This window comes from Shewanella sp. N2AIL, assembly GCF_022690845.1.
GTDB classification, from domain to species: domain Bacteria; phylum Pseudomonadota; class Gammaproteobacteria; order Enterobacterales; family Shewanellaceae; genus Shewanella; species Shewanella baltica.
This window is the reverse complement of the sequence record NZ_JALBYT010000009.1, coordinates 20466-46047: the sequence shown is the minus strand read 5'-3', so window position 1 is coordinate 46047 and position 25582 is coordinate 20466. Positions and strand designations below refer to the sequence as shown.

Here is a 25582-nt window from a genome sequence, read left to right as displayed (position 1 = left end):
GCCCTTGAGTGTTAAACTGCCTCTGATGCTTGTGCACGCTGCGACAGCGGCTAAGAAGACGGCTCCTAGAGTCAGTGACTAAAGACGGTTACTAATGTCAGTTGCTAAAGTCAGTTGCTAAAAAAGTACCTCAGCAAAAATGCCGATGCAAAGCAGGCGTGATTGTATTTGTTCAATGCTAAGGCACGAGTTTGATCAGGGCTCAGTGAATAAGGAAAGAAGTCGAACCCAATGCCAATCCACAACAAGCCAAGCCGTAGCAGTGCCTCCGATAGCAAGGCACCTCAACACGAGGCAACGGAGACATCCGCTGGCCCTCGCAGTGGTGCTGCAGGTTCTGGAACGGATGCCACGGTAGCAACACAAAGCCGCCGTAAATTCCCCCTAAAAAAGACCTTATTAGCGACCAGCTTAACGGGCATCTTGGCGGGCGTGGCGTTAACTGTGTGGATTGTGAATACTCAGGCTGAAAAACTGATTATGCAGGCGGCAAACTTTGCCCTCGTAGGCATGGACAGCGAACTGATTGACATTGAATTAGGGAAAAGTCAGTTAGAACATTGGCGCATTACTTCTGCCAATCTTAGGGTGCATGACAGCCATATCACGCTTAATGATGTGAGTATCCAGCTAAAACTTGACTGGCCGCAGAGCTTTGCCGAGCTGAAACAGTTCAGCCAAATTGCTTACCTCACTCAAAAAATCACCCAAATCTCCACAGGTGATATTGAAGTCGAGTTAGGGCAATCGCTATTTTTACCCAATCGAAATGCCATCGATGAACAAGGCCCCGCCTTGGCCTTAGATATCAAATCGTTACCCCTCATCGATATCGGTAAAACCAGCCTTATTCTCAAAGCTCACCATCTCGACCCCCAAAATGATTTACCCGCCTATCGTTTGGTGATGGACAAGTTGAGCCTTAACGGCGCGGGGGAAATCAACAGCGAGTTTAGCCACGAAGGTGAAAGCATCGCCAAACTCAAAGCCACACTCACAGCCCAACAATGGCAACTGGCAAGTCAAATTACACTCGCGCCGCTGCTTGCGAGCTTGCATCAAATCAGCCTGAGGCAAGCTCAAGACAGTGTGCTGAGTCCGTTAACGGAACTTGATCAAGAGTGGCAAGCGTTAGCGATTGATCTACAAGGCCAATTAGTGTCCGACAGCCGTATTACATTAACTTCGGGCGAGCTTATCAGCCAGCACCAGTTAATTGATCCTAAGCTGACCTTTAATCAGTTGGCGGCGCTAGAACTTGCGCCTAAACCTGAGCTCGCATTTAAGATTACTGGGCATTTAGCCGAACTTGACCTAAGCCTTGAGCCCTTTACCTTAGCCTTGACTCCCAATGAAGCGCAGCAACAGCGATTGATGCAGCTGCTCGATGAGACGCTGGCTAAACCTTTAACTCAGCCTCCATCCAACTCGGCAGCCAAGTCCGCTTCGGAGCAAGTGCCGGAACAAGTTGCAAGTCAAACAGCAGGTCAAATCGCTAAGCTGCTGTCAGGGCTCAAAAGCACAGATGCACCAGTGGGGATCGCGCTGACATTAAGTGAAGCCCTGCATTATCCGCTGACTCAAATCCAGCAAGATGCACAGAGTCAACCGCTTAAGAATGAGCCGCTTGATAATAAGCCGCTTAGCTTCAAACTTCCCCGAATTGAGCTAAAAACCTTAGGCAGTAAACTCGATACCCAAATCGATTTGGCCAATGTTGAAGTGGTCAAGTCCGCCGAAGCGCTGTCCTTCAAAACAGATTGGCGCCTTAACGCTAAGCAAACCAGTTCACTGCTATTATCTGAATTGTGGGCGAATACGCCCCAAGATCTCAGCTGGAATAGCAGCCAGTTAACCACTGCGGGCAGATTGAGCTTTAATCGGACACCAAGCTCAACCGACTGGCAATTCATTACCACGCCTATCGGCGCTGCCACCCAAACACAGCAAAATGCCGGCGACACACTGCAGTTCACTGTGAGCGAGCTTAAACAGCTCCGCGCTCAAGATAACAATGCAGCTAAACATGCCGATGTGAGCCTTGGCAGTATCACAATAAATGCCCTTGCACCGCTTACCGTCAGCTCGCAGCGCAACTCAAATACCAGCTCAAATATCAGCTCAGCACAAACTTCAGTGCCCGCGTCCGATACTGCAAACCAATTCACACTGGCCTTACCGCCTTTGAACTTGGCACTGGAGCAGCTGCATTTTTCGCAAACCACACAGACGGTTGTTAGTGAAACGGCTGCTGTTGAAACAAAAAAGGCTGAAACAACTGCTGTTGAAACGAAAGTGACAGAAGCTAGCGCTGACAAAAGCACAAACACGAGCATCACAACTAAAACCGATATGAGCGCGGGCAGTTTCTCGATTGCATTCCAAAAAGCCATGTCATTTGAGTTTAAGCCCGAGGTCGAAGCCCCACTCGACTCGTTGCTCGCAGCCACTTGGCAGAATCAGCTTGAATGGCAAGCCAATCAGCTCAATATCGAAAAGCAACTCAGCAGCAAAGGTCGCAGCCGCAAAGAAACCGTACTTAAGCTAGACAAGTTAACGCTGGCACAAAGCTTAGATTGGAAAAATAATACGCTCTTTGGTGATGAGCACTGGCAAGTGGGCACGGTTGAGCTGCAAAGCCAACACAAGCTGAACCTTGCCACCGCGAGCAAACCTCTAGTGCTGACGGGTCAATGGGTTGTCGACACCAGCATGACCGAGGCATTGTCCTTGCTCAATCAAACCCAGCCCTTACCTGCTGAGCTTAATGTCACGGGTCATAACCAATTACAGGCACAGTTTAATTTAACCCAACAGCGCGATCAGACCCAATTTGCCATGCAAATTACTCAGTCGATGACCGAACTTGAAGGTTTTTATAAGGACACCACCTTTGAGGGAGGGAAACTGCAGGCGCAATGTCAGTTTACTTGGGGGCAATCTTATAAAAAAGAGTCTCATAAAAAACCGCAGGATAAAGGCTATTTTAGCAGTCTCAGTAAGCTAAATTGTCCGCAGACACTGATGACCTTTAACCTGTTTGATCCTGGCTTTCCGCTGACCGATATCGAAATGGAAGCCGATATCGCCCTTGGTAAAGATGCCGAGAAACTGCCCGACAATTGGATACAGCAACTCACAGGCTTAAGTGACACCGATGTTTCCATGACCGCCAAAGGTAAAGTACTCAGCGGCCAGTTCCTGCTGCCAGAATTTAATCTGAAATTACAGGATAAATCCCATGCGTATCTGCTGCTGCAGGCCATGAGTCTGGAAGAGGTTCTGCGCATTCAACCGCAAATTGGCGTCTATGCCGATGGCATATTCGATGGCGTATTACCCGTCGATTTAATCAACGGCAAAGTCTCGATCACAGGCGGTCAATTAGCGGCCCGTGCCCCCGGTGGCTTAATCGCCATTTCGGGTAATCCGGCGGTTGAACAAATGCGCCAATCCCAGCCATACCTAGATTTTGTCTTTTCGACGCTAGAACACTTACAATACAGTCAATTATCGAGCAGCTTTGACATGGACCAAGCCGGTGATGCTAAGCTACTCGTCGAAGTGAAAGGCCGTAGCCAAGGGGTTGAACGTCCTATTCACTTGAATTACTCTCATGAAGAGAACATGCTGCAATTATTTAGAAGTCTGCAAATTGGTAATGACTTGCAGGACAGAATCGAAAAATCAGTGAAGTAACAAGGAAACCTCAGTGAAGATAATTCAATTACAGCAAGTTAGCCTAGGTGCCCGAAGCGCGATCGTCGCATTGTTCGCACTCGCCGCATTGCAGGGCTGTGCGCCCACAGTAAAAATAGAACCGCCGGATAAACCTATCGTGATCAATCTCAATGTGAAAATTGAACATGAGATACGGATCAAAGTGGATAAGGAATTAGATCAACTCCTATCAGACGATAAGCTGTTCTAATTTAATAAGAATTGAGGAATCACCATGAAATCAATCCGACTAAAAACAAAGTTATTATTGCTATTAACCCTCAGCGTCTTAAGCCTCAGTGCTTTTGCCATGTCACTTCAAGATGCTAAATCACAGGGCTATTTAGGCGAACAAGCCAACGGCTACTTAGGATTAGTGCAAGCCAATCCCGAAGCTAAAGCCGTGATGGACGACGTAAATAACAAACGTCGCGCCCACTACGAAACCATCGCTAAGAAGAACAAACTCTCCCCTGCCGACGTCGCTAAACTCGCCGGTGAAAAAGCCATAGCCGCCACAGATAAAGGCAACTATGTGCAAGATGCCAAAGGCAAATGGATTAAAAAATAATCCGCTTTTAAAGCGCACTAGCGCATAAAAGCAAAACGAATAGACATAAACAAAACGCCTGCAATTGCAGGCGTTTTTGTTGATGGAGTTTGATTATGCGCACTCATTCCAGTGATACGCCGTCCTGTTACCTAGTAAGAAGTATCCCTATAGGCTCGATCATGACATCCCTGTCACGGACGGTCACTTCCATGACTGTGCTTAATCTCATCAACCCCTGCGTATACAGGTAACCAAATTTAACAATGGGTGTCTTATTAAATTCTCCTCTACTGTCATTATTCGGTAGATTTTCTTACCTAACTCAGCTGCATCAATATTAATGAAATTATTCATCTTCGACATTCACGGATAGAATTATGTACCCTAACGCCTCAATAATCGGCCAGACGTCAGGAGGGTCCGGCGCGTTTTTTGCGCGAAGTTGATTGATTTGTTAGCTTTTTTAGTTGTACCTGTCTGGACTAGGATTATTCTTAATATCATTAATAGCTTCCAATAACCTAATTGTGGCATCTCCATCCAGTTTGTCATCGGTGTAGCGTACTTCATATAGCCCCTGTAAATTTGAAGGAAGCTTTACACCGTTTTTTACCAACAAAATAAAACGACGACCATACAGCGCCATAGCGGCACCGATTTCAATCAATACATTCTCATTAACTAAATTAAATTCATTTGCTTCTTTGTCGATAAGAGTTCTTTCCGCATCTACATGTATTATTGCTGCGCCACAACTTCTCATGTCGTCCATTACCTTATCGGGAACTGGTTTCGAAACTGATTGTTTCTCCACTGAAACTACAGAAATCATTTCACCAAAGCCAAGAAGCTTTTTAATAGGCTCAATAAAGTCCTTATTCTTACCGTGTGTTATAAATACCCTTCTAGACCTACCATCATCCGCATTTTTTGAAGTGTGAATCACTTCAGGTGAGTTGTTTTCGGTATCGACAACCTCTTCGCTATCATCTTCCACTTCTTCGCCATTAGGGACATTTGCTTTTACAATCGCAGCGCCAGAGGCTATGGAATTTAGATGTATATATTTCTTTCCTTTTATCTCTTCAATAAAACCCATCGATAATGCACTTTCTTCAATTCTCGCTCTGACATCTTCTGCCTGATCATCAGGCACACCCATTTCTATTAATACATTTCGAGCAATATCGTCGCGCGGAAAAGTATGGGTGTCATATTTTCTTAGAAACTCACCAAATATTCTCGGTTTGAGAAGCGCTTCTTTGCGCGCTTCTAAATCAGCGCCTTCATCAAGAGGTCGCAAAATAGTTTTAGCAAGGTCAGTAATAGAAATAGATGATGACTGAGCTCCGCCTTCTGTAAGACCAAAAGCGATTGCAGATCCAGTAATGACTTTCATCTGGCTGCCTTTGGGGTCTAGACCTAAGGCTTTAGCGACATTGAATGGCGTCGTCGCCGCCCCAGCATATTGATCCAATATTGCTTTCGGCACTCTAAGCGCTTCATCTAGCGAGGTTCGAGGAACATCAGATTGCTTTAAGTAACTCCGTTTTTTCTCTGCCATTTAAATTTCCACCTTAATTATTTTTGATACCTAAAGGATAACAAAACCTCGTAAATAGCTTAGTACCGTGTAAAGCTAACCTTTGTATAGTGCGCATGCTCATTTACCTCATTAGACCAGTAAAAACGCGCATAGTTAACTAACTGTAATAAAAGAAACTTATCAGCTTTTGTTTAGATATACCATCCGGAAAAACGCGCATGCGCGTTTTCCAAACCTATTATCTCAAGCTGTAAAAAATAGGTTATTGATTATAAATGCTATATACATGAATATCTTATGTAAACGCGCACAAATATTTTCAATCTAGTCCTTGAAATCGGCACAAACTAGATAACACTGTGTAAACAATCAGTAATAAAGAAAAGATCGGACACCTGCAACTTTCTTGCTTAGCGCTGCACAAACAACACCGAGATAACCAGTTCAAGTCCGCGCAAAATGCAAACTCCTGTCTTTAAATCAACAGACTACGCAAATTCTGAAAGGTGCGCCATGATGATTAGCGAGACGACCGTCCGCCCCATGGACGGGGCGGTCGAGCATCCAAGGACGGACTTGCTGCGAGTCGACGAGTGAATACCATGGCAAACCAGACTGCGTAGTGAGTTTAATACTAAAAGCAGGGCCAAATAGAGAAAACTAAGACTCACGAATTATCGGTAAGTGGTTAATATCAAAAACCAATGATGAGTTATGCCGCAACCACGTGGCGCTGCGCACGCAGTGGGTGTAAGCGATTATGCATCACTTTGATGGTTTCAAACTGCACCATAGTTTTCGCGCCCGACAAAACACATTCAGGTGACAATAACATCACTAGCGCGGACTGTAGGGTATTTTCAACCACGAGGGCGAGCACTCTTTGCTTTTGGCATTTTAGCTCAAAGACTTTACCCACATCGCTGTAAACACAGACATCACTGGTATCAAAAAACCATGATTTTGGCATTTGCGGTGTCAGCATAAAATGGGCTGCGGTGGCATTGAGGGCAATTTGAACAATTGCAGCATCGGACAAAGACAGGGTTTTAGGTAATCTATCGAGTAAGCTCATATAGAATTTGGCGTGCGCAATATTAAATTCCATGCTTGATAAGGCATCAGGAATGAGTAATTTTGCTTTATAAGACGTCAGAAATTCAATCTCGGAACCTAACGATACGCCTAAAACACCATACGAATCGTTATATTTCCATTGCCAATCTTTTTGTGGCATTAATAACATAACGGTGACCCAATATTTGAACACTGGGACATAATAGTAGATATTTTATCCAATATCAAAATAAAAATAATAAAATACAAATTATTTAACAGTTACTTAGTCGATCTAATATAGGATCTTAACAGCGATCTAGGTATCCTTTTAGATCGCTGTTAAAGAATAAGATCTTATTTTAGATCGTTATATTGATCTTAAGATCATTATTTTAAGCGATATGCATTCACAATTTCTTTAATTAACTTCGGACCTTGATAAATAAAACCCGAATAAATCTGCACCATAGTGGCACCAGCATCAAATTTGGCTAAGGCATCTTCGGCACTATTGATGCCGCCCACGCCGATGATCGGGATCTGCCCTTTCAAGCATATAGCTAACTGCTTGATCACTTTGGTAGACAGCTCTGTCAAGGGTTTGCCACTTAAGCCGCCGCTTTCATTGGCGTTGGCAAGACCGCTAACACCATCACGCGTTAAGGTAGTATTAGTCGCAATTGCGCCATCAAATTTGTTTTTAATCAAAGCTTGCGCGATATTTTCAATTTCTTCGATGGTTAAATCTGGAGCAATTTTAAGCGCGATGGGCACGTATTTTTTATGCTTTTCGGCCAGTTCAAGTTGCTTAGTTTTAATTGCGCTCAATAATTCATCTAATAGATCGCCATATTGTAGCGATCGCAATCCTGGGGTATTGGGTGATGAAATATTCACCGCAATATAAGCCGCATGGAGATAAACTTTATCCATACAGATCAAATAATCGTCTTTACCTTGTTCTACTGGGGTATCTTTATTTTTACCAATATTGACGCCAACCATAATGTTGGTCTTTTTAGCGATCAAATTTTTGACCAGATTATCGACACCTTTATTATTAAACCCCATGCGATTAATAATGCCTTTGGCAGGCTTTAATCTAAATAGACGGGGTAAATCATTACCAGGTTGTGGTCTTGGGGTCACAGTGCCCACTTCAACATGACCAAATCCCATCGCATGAAAGGCATCAATCGATTCGCCGTCCTTGTCCATACCTGCAGCGAGTCCCACTGGGTTAGGAAAAGTCAGTCCCATAACACTCACGGGAGCCGGTGCAATCGTTTGTCCGTATAGACACGTTAACGGGCTATTGGCGGTCATTTTTAGACTGCCTATAGCAAGATGGTGAGCTCGCTCAGGATCCATCTGAAACATGACTTTCTGTGCGATTTTATAAAACATGTACTTTCCTCGACCTAAAAAAAGCCCCGGCGATCGCCAGGGCTTCTGATTGTTATAATAAGTTTACTTTTGGCCTTCGCAATGAAGGATCAGAAGGTTAAGTTCACGTAGGGCGACAGAGAACTTAGCAAACTCATGGCTTTGCGACGTTTTGAAGTCAGCTAGCATATGGAACCATCTTTCCAATAAGCCTTGATTGATCTCAATCCACTGAGAAATCACGCTTTCGGCATCACAGGTTGCACTGCAGGTTCTTAATACCACTGAACTTAATGCACGTTGTTGCCAATCCAACTCTTCCCTAAAGGCGGCACGAGCCAGTGCTTGCCAATGGTTAGCCACAGGTTGAGCGCTGATCTGTTCTAAGAACCAGTGCAGCTCAACGCGGGCGCCGAGTTTGAAGTAAGTTTCAGCCACTAGCGCAACTGACTTATCTTCTGTTTGGGCAATTTGGGCAATGTCTAAGGCAGAGAACAAGGTGCTCATGTTAGCCACAATGGTTGCCACAGCTTGTGGTACGTTTTCTTTGACCAAAGCATTGATCTCAGATTGGATACCCTTCGCTTCTTCTTCAACCAGATATAAATGAACATTATCTTTAATTTGTTCAAATACAGGTTTGAAGAAAGCAACGGTTTGTTCGATGCTACCAGTGCGGTTACGGTGACGGAGGAACCAGCGGCTAGCACGACGCATATTGCGGCGTAACTGATGCAGCATTTCACCTTGAACCACAGCAGGAACTATGCCGTTTAAGTCAGTGATCGATTTAGTTAATTCAGCTAAACCAAATACTTCGCGGGCCATAGTGTAGCAAATTGCCGCGTCAGCAACTGAGGCACCTGTCTCATCTTGCATACGTTGAACAAAATTCAAGCCCATGTCGTTAACGAGTTCATTGGCGAGTGAGGTCGCAATGATTTCGCCACGCAGTGGATGTGTTGCCATTTTGTCGCTGTATTTTTCCTGAAGTTTTTTCGGGAAATAGGCGATAAGCAGTTGGCTTAACAGCGTATCTTCTGTGATTTCTGGCGTCACTAATTGCTCTTTCAGCACCATCTTCGCATAGGCAACCAGTACTGATAGCTCAGGACGTGTTAACGCACGACCACTGGCTAAACGCTCAGCCAATTCGTCGTCAGACGGTAAGAACTCTAAGGCTCTGTCTAACTTGCCTTCTTTTTCCAGATACTGGATAAAGCGGATCTGCTCTTTTAACTGCTCAGCACCACGCACTTGAGTCACAGAGATAGTACGCGTTTGATCTTTACAGTCTTGCAGTACGATGTGGCCGACTTCTTCAGTCATTTCTTCCAGTAAACGGTTACGTTGTTTCAACGTCAGTTCACCTTCAGTTACCATAGCGTTCAGCAAAATCTTGATGTTCACTTCGTTATCTGAACAGTCCACACCACCAACGTTATCCACGAAGTCAGTGTTAATACGGCCGCCGTTAGACGCATATTCGATACGACCTAACTGAGTACAACCTAAGTTACCGCCCTCGCCGACTATCTTAGCGCGCAGTTCGCCACCGTTGACACGCAATGCATCGTTGGCGCGATCGCCGACTTCAGCATGGGTTTCGCGTGCAGATTTCACATAGGTACCGATACCGCCGTTCCAGATCAAATCAACTGGCATTTTCAGCAGTTCTTTCATCAGCTCAGTTGGGGTCATAGAGGTTTTCTCTGTGGCCAACATTTGCTTAATTTCTGCCGATAACGGAATGGATTTAGATGAACGTAGGAAAATACCGCCACCTTTAGAAATCAACTTGCTGTTGTAGTCTTCCCAGCTTGAACGTGGCAGAGCGAATAAACGCGCCCGTTCATCATAACTTAATGCCGTATCCGGATTCGGATCGATAAAGATATGCATGTGGTTAAAGGCTGCAACCAGTTTAGTGTGCTTAGACAACAACATACCGTTACCGAATACGTCGCCCGCCATGTCACCTATACCTAAACAGGTAAAGTCTGTGGTTTGGCAATCAATACCGACTTCGCGGAAATGACGCTTAACAGATTCCCAGCCGCCTTTGGCCGTAATACCCATTTTCTTATGGTCATAACCGTTACTGCCACCCGATGCGAATGCATCACCGAGCCAGAAGTTGTATTCAAGAGAAATCGAGTTCGCGATATCAGAGAATGTCGCAGTGCCTTTATCGGCTGCAACCACTAAATATGGGTCATCTTCATCGTGACGAACCACATCCAATGGATGGACGATTTCACCGTTCAAAATGTTATCGGTAATATCGAGCAAAGCACGGATAAAGATGCGGTAGCATTCTTGACCTTCGGTGAAGAAAGCTTCACGGCCGCCTTCGGTTGGCAATTGTTTACAAACAAAGCCACCTTTAGCACCCACAGGCACGATCACAGTGTTTTTCACTTGCTGTGCTTTTACCAGACCTAATACTTCGGTACGGAAGTCTTCACGACGATCTGACCAACGCAGACCACCACGGGCCACTTTACCGTAACGTAAATGCACACCTTCAACCCGTGGCGAATAAACGAAGATTTCGAATTTCGGCAGTGGACGTGGCATTTCAGGGATCAGTGAAGGCATGAATTTAAACGAGATATAACTCTTAGATTCGCCTTTAGCATCCTGTTGGTAGAAGTTGGTACGCAAAGTGGCGTTAATCAAGTCTAAATAACGACGAATAATACGGTCATCATCTAAGCTAGACACTTCGTCTAAACGTAAATTGATCTGTTCCATAAACTTGCCCAGAGTACGGGTTTTCAGTTTAGGGTTAAATTTACGGATGAACATCTTCACCAACAAATCAGCGATTTGTGGGTAACGACCGAAGGTTTCTTCGATATAAGACTGACTGAACGTCGCATCGATTTGACGCATGTATTTGGCATACGCGCGCAGTACCGAGACTTCACGGCCCGTTAAGCCTGACGCCAGAATAATGCGGTTGAAACCGTCATCTTCTAACTTCTTTTGCCACACTTGTGACAGTGCAGTTTGGAATCTGTCTTGGCTATCGGCGATGTTGTCTGTGTTGACGACTTTAACTGTCATCAAGAAGTCTAAGATCCAGAAGGTAGAACCGTCTGAGGTCGTGACTTCATATGGACGCTCGTTAATCACCCGCAGACCAAAGTTTTCCAGCATTGGCAGCACGTCAGAAAGATGAATTGGCTCATCTTTATGGAATAGCTTTAAACGCACTTTGTTGTCGTTCAGCGCCGCTTCTTGCGGTTGATAGAACAACATGCCGAGCTTGTGTTCGTCATCCAGTGCTTCGAGCTGTTGCATGTCAACGACGGCAGAGCTTGGCAATACATCTTCTTTATAGCTTTGCTCAAACGCATTGAAATAACGCTTTGTCAGATGAGTGCCGGCTTCTTCACCGAGTGCACAGTTAAGCGCAGTGCTTAACTTATCTTCCCACGAACGTGCCGCTTCTATTAAGTTGTTCTCTATGGCAGCCACATCTACATCCATATTATTGTTATCAACTTTGACTATGTAGTGAGTGCGGGCTAGCGTCGACTCGGAGAAATAAGTCGTAAACTCTACATCTTCTTTGCTGTTAAAATGCTGGGCCAGAATACGTTGAGTATCTTGGCGGAGTTTAGTGTTGTAACGATCCTTAGAAACGTACACTAAACAGGATAAGAAACGGCCAAAGCCATCTTTGCGCACAAAGAGTTTTAGCTTGTCTCTGTCTTGCATTTCTAACACGCCATGGGCCATGTGCGATAAATCATCAACATTGGCTTGAATTAGCTCGTCACGAGGTAAATTCTCAAGAATGTTTAGCAGGGCTTTATAGTCGTGTGAACGTGGGGTTAAGCCTGAACGATCTAACACACGCTGCACTTTTTCGTTCAGCAGTGGGATTTCACGTGGGCTGCGGTTATACAGGTTTGACGCATATAAACCGATAAATCTATCTTCACCAACCACATTGCCTTTCTTATCGAAACGCTTGATACCGATATAATCGACATAAGCTGGGCGATGTACGCGGCTCTTGGCACTGCTCTTTGTGAGGATCAACAAGCTGTGATCTAAGGCTTCTTTGCGGGCGCTATCGGAGAAGCTAGATAGCAACAAACCTTGCTCAGGTTGCGCTTTAGTGTGCTTGTTCATCAAACCTAAACTAGAGGCGATATTAGGCACTAACTCAACATCACCTTCGACACGATTCAAATCGTATTGGCGGTAACCTAACAGCGTAAAGTGATGATTATTCAAGTAAGTCAGGAAGTTAATCGCTTCTTCTAACTCTTGCTTATCGCCCGGGAACGGACGTTTTGGCAATTCCTTGATCATCTCACCCAACTTGGCAGACATGGCTTCCCAGTCATTGACTGATGAAGCAACATCGGCAAGCACAGACTGAATTTCGCGCTCTAATGCTTTGATATCGACTGTGCTGCTTTGACGGTCAATTTCAATCAAGAATACGGCGACATGTTCAGTGCTTTCAGGGCTCTGATTAAGATAAGTGACATTGGTCACACCGCTATCTGAACGCTCAATGGCCAGCGGAGTGTGTAACATCATGTGAGCAGTAATACCCATACGATTCAATGCCATACCAACTGAATCTACCAAGAATGGCATGTCAGGCTGGATAACTTCAATGATCGAGTGAGTCGATTGCCAGCCGTGTTTGGCCTGGCTAGGGTTGAACACTCGTAAGTGAGTGTTACCTTTTGGCGTTTTGTTCAGGGCGTTCCATAAACTGAGAACCGCACCGTATAAATCACTGTCATTACGCGCATTGAGATCGTCTTTCGACATGTGGGCATAAAGGCAGGTGGCGAACTGTTCAACTTGCTTGGCTTGTGAATTAGGGACTTTAGCGTGAATTAAACTGACTACATTTTCAAGTAGTACTGAAGGCATTGCATCTTTCAAGGCCATGTTGCTGTTTCCTTAAGCGTCTATGGCAGCGCTTTTTTCATTATTTGGATGCTTCGGCTTAACGATCTCAGATAAATTAATGTGATCTGGATCATCGCGCGAAGTTTATTACTAAAACCGCTGTATTTCGAGGAAAATTTTAGTGGTACATCCTCTTGAAATCCAGTATTCGCGTAAACAATGAATGACAAATGACCAAACAATCGATAAAGCAGACTAAGTATTCAAAAACAAATGGGGAGCTAAGCTCCCCATTCGTAGACCCTACTTAGGTTGGCGCCAGAAAACGGCGGCCAATGCAGGAAGGATAATTATGGCACCGAGCATATTTACCACAAACATGAATGTTAACAATATTCCCATGTCCATTTGGAATTTAAGTGCCGAGAAGAACCAAGTGCTGACACCAATCGCCAATGTGAGGCCAGTAAAGATCACCGCACTGCCCCGTTCGACCAACGCCTCATAGTATGCCTGTTGCACTGGCATACCGTTCGAGAGCTTAGACGACATGGTCGAGAGGATATAAATACCGTAATCCACACCGATACCGACACCCAGCGCAATAACTGGTAAGGTACTGACTGCTAAGCCAATATCCAGTTGCGTCATCAAGGCTTGCGCCAATGTCGACACCACATACAGCGGGATAATTACCGCCACAGTCGCTTTCAAGGATTTAAAGCTGATTAAGCACAGTACAAACACGGCACCATAGACGTATAACATCATAGGTAATTGCGCTTCAGCTACCGCTTCGTTGGTCGCAGCCATCACGCCTACAGGACCCGATGCCAGTTTAAACTGCAGCTTGTCGTTATCCATTTTCGCGGCGACGGCTTTCACCTTAGCGACCACAGTTTCTATGGTTTCTGCCTTGTGATCTTTCATAAACAAATACACAGGCATGACAGAACAATCGCCATTTAACAAACCAGAGGTCGTCGGAATTTGGCCAATGGCCTGCACTAAACTCGCGGTCGTGCGCGGCAGCACTTCCCATCTTGGATTGCCTTCGTTAAAGCCTGCGTTCACTTTTTTAGCCACCGACGCCAGACTCACAGTCGATTCAACCCCAGGCGTATTACGCACTAACCACTCGAACTCATCAATTTGAGTTAGCACATCGTGATAAGTACAGGCTTCAGGTGCTGCCTCAACAACCACAGTCATCACGTCGGTGGTGATGGAGAAATGATCTGTGATGAAGAAGGTATCGAGGTTATAACGCGAATCTTGGTGTAACGCGGGAGCCCCGCCCTGCAAGTCACCAATCTTCATCTGATTGGCTTGCTGCAGACCAGCAAAATACAGCACCACAGTAGCAATAATCACCACGACAGCGTATTTAGGCGTCGCGAAACGTGCCAAGAAGCGCCAAATCGCTTCGGTGCGGACTTCTTCAGCCGTTGGCTCTGCGTGTTTATCGACTTTGATTTCAGTAAAGGAAATCACCAAAGGCAACAGGATAAGGTTAGTGAAAATGATCACGCCCACACCGAGTGATGCCGAAATCGCGAGCTCACGAATAATCCCAATATCAATCGACAATAGAGTAATAAAGCCAACAGTATCAGACAGTAATGCGACTCCGCCTGGTACTAATAAACTGCGGAATGCCGAAGCAGCAGCCGCTTTAGTGGTCTGTCCGTCCATCACGCGGCGTCTAACCGCGTTGATCATTTGCACCCCGTGACTCACACCGATGGCAAATACCAAAAAAGGCACCAGAATCGACATGGGATCGAGGCCAAAACCAATCACAGTCAATAAACCAAGCTGCCAGACCACGGCGGTTAAACTGCAGACGAGGGGTAAAACGGTCAGAATGATTGATTTAGAGAAGAGGTAAACCATGACGGCGGTGATCAAAATCGCGATCACAAAGAACAGCAATACGCCCTTAGCACCATCGGCCACATCCCCCGCCATCTTGGCAAAACCTATGATGTGAATTTTAACCTTGTCGGTTTCGAACTTGCCCCTCAGCTCTTTTTCGAGCTGCGCCGCAAAGGCAATGGTATCTAAGGGTTTACCTGTTTGTGGATCAAAATCCATTAACTGCGCCGACACCATGGCCGCGCTGTAATCGTTAGCAATTAATCGGCCAACGATGCCCGCTTTTTCAATATTATCGCGCACGGTTTCGAGCCCAGACACTGTGGTCGAAAAATCCGCTGGAATAACGGGCCCGCCAGCAAAACCATCTTCAACGACTTCTGTAAAACGAGTGGAAGGCGAAAAAATCGATTTCACCTGCGCGCGATCAACCCCAGGAATAAAAAACAGCTGATCGTGCACATTTTTTAAGGTATCAAAATAGTTCGCATTAAAAATATTGCCGCTGGTGTCTTCCACCGCCACCATGATGCTGTTGGCGCCACCAAAATCTTTTTGATGTTTCAGGTAGGTCTGCATATAACTGTGATGCAGTGGAATGTTTTTGATGAAGGCCGCATCCATTTTGAGTTGACTGGCTTGATAGCCTAAAAACAACGTCAAAAACACAAAAATGCCGACGACCCACGCACGATTGCGGAATAAAAATGACTCAAATCCGTTGACCAGTTTTTCTAACATCTTCTCGGCCCTGTTATTGTAGTTTTAAAATTTTATGGCTTAAGAATAAACAGCCCTTGGCTGCCGGATAACCACATATTCCCTTGATTATCCTTCGCAATAGAGACTAAGTTTTCCCCTTGGCGACGAGTGACAATACTGCTGGTGTCATCCCCATTCAGCTTAATCACTATCCCTGCATTTCCCACGAGATAAACCGCATCGTCCGACACTGACATCGCCCCATTGATTGAAGATTGCACTGGCAGTTCGATTTCATTCCACTGGCTTAAACTCACGTCAGCTTTGAATATATGACCGCGTAGGCCCATCACATACACGGCATCTTTCGTTTCAATGGCATTAAACATAGAGCCATCGTAATCAAAACTGGTACGCGCAAAGGTTTGGCCTTGATCGCTTGAAACGGCCACTAGGCCTAACTCGCCGACCAGTAATAAACGTCCGTCAGTCAAGGTTAAAATACGATTAAAGTGCGGCAATAATGAAGCGCGTGCGCTCACATAGGCTGATTGATCGCTGCCTTTCAACTCCGCTAAATAGGACACATCTTCTTCGGCTAACAGCTCCTCATGGAACTCGTCGCTCCAATGGGCGCCACCATCGTTGGTGCGATAAAACAAACCGTAAGCCCCAATGGCGATACCCATTTTTTCATCTAAAAAGACCACATCGAGGAATGGCTTTTCAATCTCGGGCGAATGCATCTGCTGCTGCCAAGTTTGGCCACCATCCTGAGTATGTAAAATGGTCGCATCATGGCCCACGGCCCAGCCGAGTTTATTATTAAGGAAAAACACTTTGGTCAACTGCGAGCTCACGGGCGTCGCCACTTGATGCCAACTGCCGTCATAAACCAGAACATGACCGCGTTCACCCACAGCCACTAAGCCTGTGCCCACATTGGCAATATCTAAAATCAAGGATGAAGCCGCAAGCGGTTGAATTTGAGAAAAAATCGGATCAGAGGGGGTTGCAGATAACGTAGAAGGGAAAAAAGCGCCACCGAAACTTAATGCAGCAACACACTGAAGGATGCGAAACGACATACAAACTTCCTTAAACTAATGAGGGGCGCAGAGCGCCCCTTTATTTGTGGCGTATTAACGGATACCTTCGCGACGCAATGCATCGGGGGTAAAGTTAGCTTCAGTCAGTTTGGCATCGAAGTTATACATACCACTTTGGTTGTCTAAACCCATGGCGAGATAACGACGGGATTGCAAATCATGGAAGACTTCCAGCGTGTCCCATTGAGTTGGCACTTCGTAGTAGTTCAAGCCATGTGCAACAGCCACACGATACAGCTGATCACGGTTATCGTAGAGATCGGCTATCGACACTTGCCATGAATCTTCGTCAAGGTACATATCGCGCACTTTGTAAATGTGGCGCATACCGTCTTTCAACGTCGCCTTCACTTGCCATACGCGGTGTTTTTCCCAACGAACATACTCAGGATTAACATGCCCAGGTTTTAAGATTTGGTCATATTTCAGCTTGTCTGAGTGCAGTTTGTAATCGTTGTACGGGATGTAAATTTCTTTCTTGCCAACCAGTTCCCAGTTATAACGCACTGGAGAGCCGTTAAACATGTCGAAATCATCCGTCGTACGCAGACCATCAGACACTGTACCCGGTGTATCGAAAGCGACGTTTGGCGCTTTACGGACACGACGTTGTCCTGTGTTATAGGTCCAAGCTTGGCGTGGCAACGCCTCTTGATCCATGGTCTCTTTTACCAATAACGCAGTACCCGCTAAACGGGCTGGTTGAGTCACCACTTGCTTAAAGTAGAACAACGTATTGCTGGCTTTAAGCAGATCTAAAGTCATTTCAGGACGAGAATACTCGAAACGAATTTCCTCAGCCGTTTCTACCAAACTAAAGCTTCCATCGGCCGTTGGTGCTGCTTGACTACGGGAAGTCTCAATGTCGATACCACGAAAACGCAAAATGTGGTTCCAAATCGCTTCTAAGCCATTTGCAGGGATCGGAAATGGAATACCAATAGCAGCGCCAGAAATACCATTGCCCTGTGCAATCAATTCTGCACGTGTCGCGTTAGCTTTAGTCGCATCGTAGACAAACTGCGGCACAGATGCGCTACGGCGAGTCTTATACACATTCATCTTGTAAGTATCAGGATAAAGTTCGAACAACTTCATCTGACCCGGTGTTAAAAAGTCTTTATATTGCGCTTTGTTAGCATTGGTAATGGTGAATTCAATCTTATCCTCAGGGAAAGGATCTGGATGATGCATCCCTTTGGTATAACCCGCCACAGGCTTAGTGATACCACCATCCCACGCAGGAATAGAACCATCAGCGTTACCCGCCTTTTCAGCACCTAAAGGGGTGAGCTCATTGCCAAGTTTAGCCGCGTCAGCCTCTGATACCTTAGCCATAGCGACTGGCGCTACAAGTGCAAACATCACCGCACTCGCCAATATCGTCAGTTTCTTCATTGTTTGAGTCCTTTTAGATCGAATACTTGATATTGAATGAAACATAATCACGATCTGCCATCGCATTCGTCGTACCGACACCGCCAAAGAAATTGTTATAGGAGATATCTGCACCCCAACGGTTTTGATAGTCGAAGTTAACGCCTAGCGCGACAGACTTGCGTCCTTCCGTGAACAGGAACATAGGATCCGGAGTAATGCCGTCAACGTCATGGGAGAAAATGACCCGTGGCGACATATTGACCCCAGCAAAGACGTTATTGAAATCCGCTTTTGCCACTAAACGGTAGCCCCAAGCAAAGTCAGTTGGGAACGGGTTAGTTTCAGGACCATTGTGCAAGCCTTGAATGATGCCTGGCATGTTGGGATTGCCACCAGAACGTGACGTACCAGGACCATTGAGACGTAGCTCATCGAAACCTGGCATATCGTGGATCCACACACCGCCCACTTCGGCCAACATAGTTAAGTTGTCTAACCCTAAAGTTGGGCCAAATAGATGGGTGAAAGTCACCTGTGCCTGTGTGGTATCAAGGCGGATAAAGCCATCGACGGTTTCACCCGGTTGAACGTCTTTAATCTGCGAAATACCATCGAGCTCGGGACGACTACCCGCATTGGCTAACTGTTGTGGCATACCGGCGAACAGCAACTCAACGTCATCAATCTGCAGTGGTTCATCTTGACGATGGGCAATCTCACCCGCGACAGACGTATCACCAATTAAGGTGTTGAAGCTGAAACCGTAGAGTTTAATATCTTCTGGATAGACGATTTGCGCCTTAGAGAAGCTCTTCAGGCTTAGCAGCAATTCACGGTTTATGTTGCCCGCGTTCTGGACTACAGTTGTCAGATCTGACGAGATTGCACCCTTGCTAAAATCTGCGGCAGTACCACTGATCAGTGGACGACGGCTATGGTAATTCATGAAATAGAAACCAAATTCCGTTTCACCTAGTTCAGGCGCGTAATAACCTAGCTTGATACCGTATTGGCCATCATTGCTTGGTTCTTCTTCATCCTGCACTAGTGTCACTTTAGTCGGATAAGCGAGGGCCAGGGCCCCCAACTGATCTTTCGTAAATTGGCCGCTGGCGATCATGCCCGCTAAACGCTCATATTCTTGCATCACAAAATCTAAGTTGATGTCAGGGTTAGCGTTAAAACCAAGCTGAGCGTTTTGAGCATAACCACCAAAACCGGCAAAATCGTTAGTCGCAAAAATGGAGCCCGGAGTTGGGACCCAAATAGGTTGCCAATCATATTGATAGAATGCTTCAACCGTTAACGAATCTGTCAGGCCAAGGGATGCCCACACCATACCTTGCGGTCTAAACGCTTCTTTTAACTCAGCACCAGGCGCGTTAAGAATGTTCAAATCCACGGCGTTAATTTCACTGATCCCATGGGCAATCAGCGTACTTTCACCCCATGAGACCACTTGATTACCAACACGAATAGATAATGGATTCGCACCCTCATTCAAATCGAAGTTGGCATAAACAAACGCATCTAACAAACGGATATCTTTACATTGTACTTCTGAAGCGCGGCTATCTTCACAAGGGTCAAATTCTTTGCCCGTGATCGGATCGTTGTAGTCATAATTGCCATCGTTCAGTTTACGATCATAAAAATACATACCGCGGGCGAACAAACCGTAGTTTTTGTATTTCAACGATAATTCATGCAAACCTTTGACGATCTCAGACGTAGTATCGCCTTGAGAATAAAGTAAGTTACTTAAGTCATTGTTGCTGGAATACGACCCGGGCTGGGCCCAAATCTCAGCTGAAGTATATTTTGTATTACCAAATGCGCTGTAATTAGACCAATCGAATTGGGGTTGATTCACCTTACCAATTTGACCTTCCCAATCGCGCGCCCCAACACGCCAGCTCGCACCAGCAGTCCACGTTGAGTCAAATGTGCCCTCAACCTCTCCCCAATCAAAAGATATTGCATTAACGCTTGGGATCATTAACAAACTCAATGCCGACGCCACCCCCAAAGCAAGCGCCGATTTGTTAAAACTATTTTTAACAATTTTCATTTTAGCTCTCCGTACCCTGCTGGATTCTTTGTTTTAGGAATTACAACCAACATCTTGTTAGCTCACAGGTAACATCATTGTTACAGCAATTAATCCCCTTGGGCAAGGCGCAGTTAGAGAAAATTTTCTAAAGAATTAAGCATGTAGACACATTTGTGCCAGCAGTTGAAAAGGTGGGATTTAAATTAGAGAAAAGCGGGAGAGAAATGAAGCGGGAAAAGATATCAAAAAATCATATAATTCATTAACATATTTAAAAACTAAATATCACAAACCGAGCCTGATAATCAGCCGACCGTTTAAAGTAATTACTCTAAGCCCAAATAAACAAATTCAGACTAGACTCGATTTAATGAAACAAATTGTCCCTTGTCATCTAAAACCAATTTAAAATAGCCTTGAATGCCATTTTCGGTTAAAAAACGTCTGAAATGACGGCCATTAATCCACAAAATACGTCCTTGCGTTTCGCGGACCTCAATTTTATCAGCAAGCCCTTGATAGTAAGGTAAGAAATCTCGATAGCTGATCGTTAGTTTGAAATACAATTCCATAATATCAGGGCGGCATCGATTGCCGCCCTCCTCCTACAAACCGCTATTTTGCCAATGCCTTAGAGACTTTTTCGTACATATCCTTAGATAAGTCAGGTAAAGCCAAAAGTTGCCCTAAACAGGCTTTTATTAAGGTTTGACGGCCTAAGTCGAATTTATGGAACTGGATCAATGGCGTCACCATGCGCGCCGCGACCTGCGGATTGAGCTTATTAAGGGTAATTAAGCATTCGGTTAATAACGCATAACCCTTACCGTCTTGACGGTGGAATTGGTAAATATTCCCCGCCGCAAAACTGCCCACTAACGCGCGCACTCGGTTTGGATTACTCATACTAAAACGCTTGTGCTGCTGTAATTGACGCAGACGTTCAATCACATCTTGCGCATTACGAGTCGCTTGCAACATAAACCATTTATCCATTACCAATGGCGTGTCCTGCCAACGCAGCTCAAATGCGGTCATCAACTCATCTCGACAAGGCAAATCACCCACGTTCGCCGCAGTCAGTGCGCCGAGGGAATCAGTCATATTGCTGGCTTTATCAAACTGAGCAATCACTAACGCTTCAGCCTCATCCGACACCCGTGCTAACCAAGTTAAACACTGATTTTTAAGCGCTCTTGCCTGCGTACTATCGACTGGTACCAAAGAGCGATAGAGCGCGATCAATTCATCTTCAGAGTGTGAAGCCAGCTCAGTTAACACAAATTCACGGGCTAAGGCTAACGCATCGAGATCAACGCTCTCTGTTTGCTCAATCAAAGCAGATGCCGTAGGTATGGCTAAGATTTCGGCAATCAATGCTGGGTCAAGTTCAGTGTCTAACAACACGCCTTTAAAACTATCGCGCACGCGGGGATCGAGTGTCATGGCTTGTTGCTGCTGTAAACTCGCCACATTTTGCCAAATCGCTTGGCTCACTAAGGTCACTGAAGCTTCCCAGCGCGCCACTTCGCTGCTGGCAAAACGCATCAAGTGAACCAGTTGATCCACATTGAATCTGTATTGTAATTTGACTGGCGCGGAGAAGTTTTGCAGCAGTGAAGCCACCGGTTTATGACTTAACCCCTCAAAACTAAACACTTGTTCCACTTGAGTAAAGTCGAGAACTTCATTCACTAAAGAATGCCCCTTGGCATCTAACAGTTCGATGCTAAAAGGAATATGTAAAGGTGATGCACAGTTCGCTAAACTTTGCTTAAGGGTTAATTGGTAAACGCCAGTTAGCGCATCGAAACTGTCCATCGCAGTCACAATCGGCGTGCCTGCTTGGCTATACCATAAACGGAATTGGGTTAAATCTACGCCGCTGGCATCTTCCATTGCCGCCACAAAATCATCGCAAGTGACCGCTTGGCCATCATGGCGTTTAAAATACAGTTTCATCCCCGCTTGAAACTTTTCTTCGCCGAGCAAAGTGTGCATCATGCGGATCACTTCAGCGCCCTTGTTATACACAGTGACTGTGTAGAAATTATTCATCTCAATCACAGATTCTGGACGAATAGGATGGGACATAGGGCCAGAATCTTCAGCAAACTGTTGATTCTTGATCACTTTGATTGCGTGAATTCGATTCACCGCGCGTGAACCTAAATCAGAGCTAAATTCTTGATCACGAAAAACCGTTAAGCCTTCCTTTAAACTTAACTGGAACCAATCGCGGCACGTCACGCGGTTTCCGGTCCAGTTGTGGAAATACTCGTGGCCTACCACCGATTCAATACCGTGATAATCCTCGTCTGTGGCCGTTAAGGTATCTGCAAGCACATATTTAGTGTTGAAGATATTTAAGCCTTTGTTTTCCATCGCTCCCATATTGAAAAAGTCGACGGCAACTATCATGTAAATATCTAAATCGTACTCGAGGTCAAAACGACTCTCATCCCATGCCATGGATTTTTTCAGCGATGCCATCGCATGGTGTGCTTTATGTAAATTACCTTTATCGACGAACACTTGCAGGATCACTTTACGGCGACTGCGAGTAATGAACTCATCTTGCAACAGATCAAAATCGCCAGCGACTAAGGCAAACAAGTAAGCCGGTTTTGGAAACGGATCTTGCCAGCAAACATAATGGCGACCGCCCTCCAATTCGCCTTGATCAATCAAATTACCGTTACTCAGTAAAAACGGGAATGCGGCTCTATCGGCTTCGATGCGCACAGTATATTTGGCTAATACATCGGGACGGTCGAGGAAATAAGTGATCCGTCTAAAGCCCTCAGCCTCACATTGCGTGCAGTAGGCACCATCGGACATATACAGGCCTTCAAGGCTCGAATTGGCCTCGGGATCGAGCTTAGTGACGATGTTCAGCTCAAACTCATCAAGCGCCGTTTCTAAGACTAATTGACCCGCGCTAACATGGTAAGGCACTGCCTCACCGTCAACCGTCAACGAGATCACAGTTAAGTCTTCACCATCCAACACTAGGGCTTGGGTATGCTTAGAAGCGCGTTTTACCCGACTTATCGCCTGCACCTGAGTCGCATTGCCCGCCAGATTAAAAGCTAAGTCAATCGTGTCTATCGTGAAGAGTGGCGCTTGATAATCTTTTAAGTATTTTGCTTGAGCTTGTGTCATTTCGATCCCTTTAACGCTGATCTAAATAAGAAAAAACGCGCCATAAGCGCGTTTTGATATTGGATAAATCGACTCGAGTAGCGCCTACTTAGCACTAGTTTTAGCCAGTTTTTGCGCATCAGCCATATCTAAAGTGATATAAGCCGTTTCATCTAAAAATGCGTCTGGCAATTCGGCGTCGTCTTTAATGTCTTCCATGGATTTAACCGGTGCTAAACCATTGGCGACTCGGCGCTCGTTCGTTCTATCGAGGACTTTCTTCTCATCGGCTTCGCGGGAGGCAATGCGCTCACTTTCAACCAGAGAAACTGTCTTCTCTTTGTGGTGCTTTTTAAAGTCGGCAATATCTTGATTGATATAAGCAAACTCTACACTGCTTTTGATGCGGTTAAGGTGCTTGGCCTCAAGGCTAGTCACTAACTCAGGCGTCACATCATTGAGCGTGCCATATTGTGCCATTGGCACTTTATCCCAAGGTAAGGCATTTTTCTCTTCAGCTTCACCGTACTCACCTGGCTCTAACGCACTTGGGTAAGCAATGTTTGGTGTCACACCTTTAAGCTGAGTGCTGCCGCCATTGATCCGATAAAACTTTTGAATTGTGTATTGCACATGACCAATTGGTTTTTCATACATGTCGTAGATACGGCCTAAGCTCTTATGCTGCTGCACTGTACCTTTACCAAAGCTAGACTCACCAACAATAAGTGCGCGGTCATAGTCTTGTAGTGCGGCAGCAAAAATCTCAGAGGCTGAGGCACTGTAACGGTCAACCATCACAGTCAACGGGCCCGCATAACTGGTTTTGCCATCGTTATCACGGTGCGCAGACACACGGCCATCGGCATCACGAATTTGCACCACAGGGCCCATATCGATAAAGAGTCCTGTCAGCAACACGGCTTCTGTTAATGCACCACCACCGTTACCTCTAAGGTCGATGACTATGCCTTCAACTTTGGCTTCGTTTAACTTCACTAGCTCTTTCTCAACGTCCTGTGACAGATTCATGTAGAAACCAGGAATATGGATCACACCGACTTTGCGATTAGCGTACTCGCCATCTTTAGGTTCAATCACCTTAGAGGTAGCCGCTCTGTCTTCAAGACGAATTTTATCGCGTACTAAGGTAACGTCGAATGGCTTAGCATTCGAACCACCTTTCTTCGGTAAAATTTGCAGTACGACTTTACTGCCCTTAGGTCCTTTGATCAGATCAACCACGTCGTCTAAACGCCAGCCGATCACATCAACAATTTCACCGCCTTCTTGACCGACGCCGACAATCTTGTCTTCTGGCGACAGTTTTTCGCTGCCAGCCGCAGGGCCGCCAGCAATTAAGCTTTTAATAACAGTGTAATCGTCTTCAAGTTGCAGTTGAGCACCAATCCCTTCAAGGCTTAAATTCATTTCCATTTGGAAACGTTCAGCATTGCGTGGCGACAGGTAACTCGTATGCGGCTCAATGCTGCGTGAGAAGGCATTCATCACGCCTTGGAACACGTCTTCACTGTTGGTTTGAGTCAAACGTTTGATGGCGTTGTTGTAACGCTTTTGCAGGATCTCAACAATCTCAGGCCATTTTTTACCTGTGAGTTTCAGATTTAGCGCATCGTATTTGACACGTTGACGCCATAACTCATTGATCTCGGCTTGATCTTTTGGCCATGCCGCATCGTCACGGTCATACTCATAGGCATCGCCGGGGGCGGAGAAATCCATCTCTTTGTCCAGAAGGGATAAAGCATAGACAAAGCCTTCATAACGACGCTTTTGGACGATATCAAACATTTTATAGGCAGGCTCAAGTTCACCAGAACTGAGCATGTCATCGAATTGGGTAGCATAAGGTTTAAAGCTATCGACATCCGCTTGGGTTAACACATTGCGGCGATAGTCTAACTGCTGCAGGTAACGGTCAAAAATTTGCGTAGAAAAGGCATCATCAAGATTAAATCTATGATAGTGCGAACGAGTGTATAAGTCCGTTACCCTTTTGCTCGCGACCTTATGTTGCGCTTCCTGCTTGAGAGTGGGTAACTCGCTGATTTGAATCGTGGGTGGTACGGCCCAAGCCGAGAATCCGACAAAAACAGTGGCGATCGAGGTAGCCAAAGTGAGTTTTCGCATCAACAAGTTAC

General features: G+C 45.6%; 14 protein-coding genes. 3 read left to right on the top strand and 11 right to left on the bottom strand.

The features are described from left to right. The first annotated feature begins 231 nt into the window (after positions 1-231). Genes MO387_RS07440 through MO387_RS07430 form a run of 3 tightly spaced genes read left to right on the top strand, consistent with a single transcriptional unit; the run spans position 232 to position 4291 of the window. Complete coding sequence (locus MO387_RS07440) at positions 232-3699, top strand: YdbH domain-containing protein (RefSeq protein WP_242326167.1); 3468 nt, start codon at positions 232-234, stop codon at positions 3697-3699. A 13-nt stretch (positions 3700-3712) separates the two neighbouring features. After that, a complete protein-coding gene (locus MO387_RS07435) occupies positions 3713-3931 on the top strand; it encodes a YnbE family lipoprotein (protein ID WP_006086286.1) in 219 nt (72 codons plus the stop codon). A gap of 24 nt (positions 3932-3955) precedes the next feature. Next, complete coding sequence (locus tag MO387_RS07430; protein ID WP_006081899.1) at positions 3956-4291, top strand: YdbL family protein; 336 nt, start codon at positions 3956-3958, stop codon at positions 4289-4291. 445 nt (positions 4292-4736) lie between these two features. On the opposite strand, the gene MO387_RS07425 is transcribed toward MO387_RS07430, so the two are convergent. The 11 genes from MO387_RS07425 to prc form a co-directional block, all read right to left on the bottom strand. Further along, positions 4737-5837: a TIR domain-containing protein gene (locus MO387_RS07425; protein ID WP_242326166.1), complete on the bottom strand. Its 1101-nt coding sequence runs from the start codon at positions 5835-5837 to the stop codon at positions 4737-4739. A 694-nt stretch (positions 5838-6531) separates the two neighbouring features. After that, on the bottom strand, positions 6532-7065 hold the full coding sequence (locus MO387_RS07420) for a cell division protein ZapC (protein WP_006081901.1): 534 nt from the start codon (positions 7063-7065) through the stop codon (positions 6532-6534). 200 nt (positions 7066-7265) lie between these two features. Then, a complete protein-coding gene (pyrD, locus tag MO387_RS07415) occupies positions 7266-8285 on the bottom strand; it encodes a quinone-dependent dihydroorotate dehydrogenase (RefSeq protein ID WP_012089375.1) in 1020 nt (339 codons plus the stop codon). A 63-nt stretch (positions 8286-8348) separates the two neighbouring features. Beyond that, positions 8349-13193, bottom strand: a complete 4845-nt coding sequence (locus MO387_RS07410; RefSeq protein WP_242326165.1) for an NAD-glutamate dehydrogenase — start codon at positions 13191-13193, stop codon at positions 8349-8351. A 264-nt stretch (positions 13194-13457) separates the two neighbouring features. Further along, positions 13458-15773 carry an MMPL family transporter gene (locus tag MO387_RS07405; RefSeq protein WP_242326164.1) on the bottom strand — a complete coding sequence of 772 codons (2316 nt, stop codon included), beginning with the start codon at positions 15771-15773 and terminating at the stop codon, positions 13458-13460. 32 nt (positions 15774-15805) lie between these two features. Then, complete coding sequence (locus MO387_RS07400) at positions 15806-16822, bottom strand: YCF48-related protein (protein ID WP_242326163.1); 1017 nt, start codon at positions 16820-16822, stop codon at positions 15806-15808. Between the two features lie 54 nt (positions 16823-16876). Further along, positions 16877-18241 carry a DUF1329 domain-containing protein gene (locus MO387_RS07395; RefSeq protein ID WP_106650706.1) on the bottom strand — a complete coding sequence of 455 codons (1365 nt, stop codon included), beginning with the start codon at positions 18239-18241 and terminating at the stop codon, positions 16877-16879. 13 nt (positions 18242-18254) lie between these two features. Beyond that, positions 18255-20294 (bottom strand): DUF1302 domain-containing protein, encoded by a 2040-nt coding sequence (locus MO387_RS07390; protein WP_107947827.1) that lies wholly within the window; start codon positions 20292-20294, stop codon positions 18255-18257. 338 nt (positions 20295-20632) lie between these two features. After that, positions 20633-20848: a DUF2835 domain-containing protein gene (locus MO387_RS07385; protein ID WP_006086278.1), complete on the bottom strand. Its 216-nt coding sequence runs from the start codon at positions 20846-20848 to the stop codon at positions 20633-20635. A 43-nt stretch (positions 20849-20891) separates the two neighbouring features. Beyond that, positions 20892-23441 (bottom strand): aminopeptidase N, encoded by a 2550-nt coding sequence (pepN, locus tag MO387_RS07380; protein ID WP_107947830.1) that lies wholly within the window; start codon positions 23439-23441, stop codon positions 20892-20894. A gap of 84 nt (positions 23442-23525) precedes the next feature. Next, positions 23526-25571: a carboxy terminal-processing peptidase gene (gene prc / locus MO387_RS07375; RefSeq protein WP_006081910.1), complete on the bottom strand. Its 2046-nt coding sequence runs from the start codon at positions 25569-25571 to the stop codon at positions 23526-23528. Positions 25572-25582 lie beyond the last annotated feature (11 nt).

Bases quoted from the DNA above. Each gene is read 5' to 3' on its own strand.
- pyrD (WP_012089375.1), bottom strand. From the start codon at position 8,285: ATGTTTTATAAAATCGCACAGAAAGTCATGTTTCAGATGGATCCTGAG.
- MO387_RS07385 (WP_006086278.1), bottom strand. From the start codon at position 20,848: ATGGAATTGTATTTCAAACTAACGATCAGCTATCGAGATTTCTTACCT.
- MO387_RS07395 (WP_106650706.1), bottom strand. From the start codon at position 18,241: ATGAAGAAACTGACGATATTGGCGAGTGCGGTGATGTTTGCACTTGTA.
- MO387_RS07430 (WP_006081899.1), top strand. From the start codon at position 3,956: ATGAAATCAATCCGACTAAAAACAAAGTTATTATTGCTATTAACCCTC.
- MO387_RS07440 (WP_242326167.1), top strand. From the start codon at position 232: ATGCCAATCCACAACAAGCCAAGCCGTAGCAGTGCCTCCGATAGCAAG.
- prc (WP_006081910.1), bottom strand. From the start codon at position 25,571: ATGCGAAAACTCACTTTGGCTACCTCGATCGCCACTGTTTTTGTCGGA.
- MO387_RS07405 (WP_242326164.1), bottom strand. From the start codon at position 15,773: ATGTTAGAAAAACTGGTCAACGGATTTGAGTCATTTTTATTCCGCAAT.
- MO387_RS07420 (WP_006081901.1), bottom strand. From the start codon at position 7,065: ATGTTATTAATGCCACAAAAAGATTGGCAATGGAAATATAACGATTCG.
- MO387_RS07400 (WP_242326163.1), bottom strand. From the start codon at position 16,822: ATGTCGTTTCGCATCCTTCAGTGTGTTGCTGCATTAAGTTTCGGTGGC.
- MO387_RS07425 (WP_242326166.1), bottom strand. From the start codon at position 5,837: ATGGCAGAGAAAAAACGGAGTTACTTAAAGCAATCTGATGTTCCTCGA.
- MO387_RS07390 (WP_107947827.1), bottom strand. From the start codon at position 20,294: ATGAAAATTGTTAAAAATAGTTTTAACAAATCGGCGCTTGCTTTGGGG.
- MO387_RS07410 (WP_242326165.1), bottom strand. From the start codon at position 13,193: ATGGCCTTGAAAGATGCAATGCCTTCAGTACTACTTGAAAATGTAGTC.
- pepN (WP_107947830.1), bottom strand. From the start codon at position 23,441: ATGACACAAGCTCAAGCAAAATACTTAAAAGATTATCAAGCGCCACTC.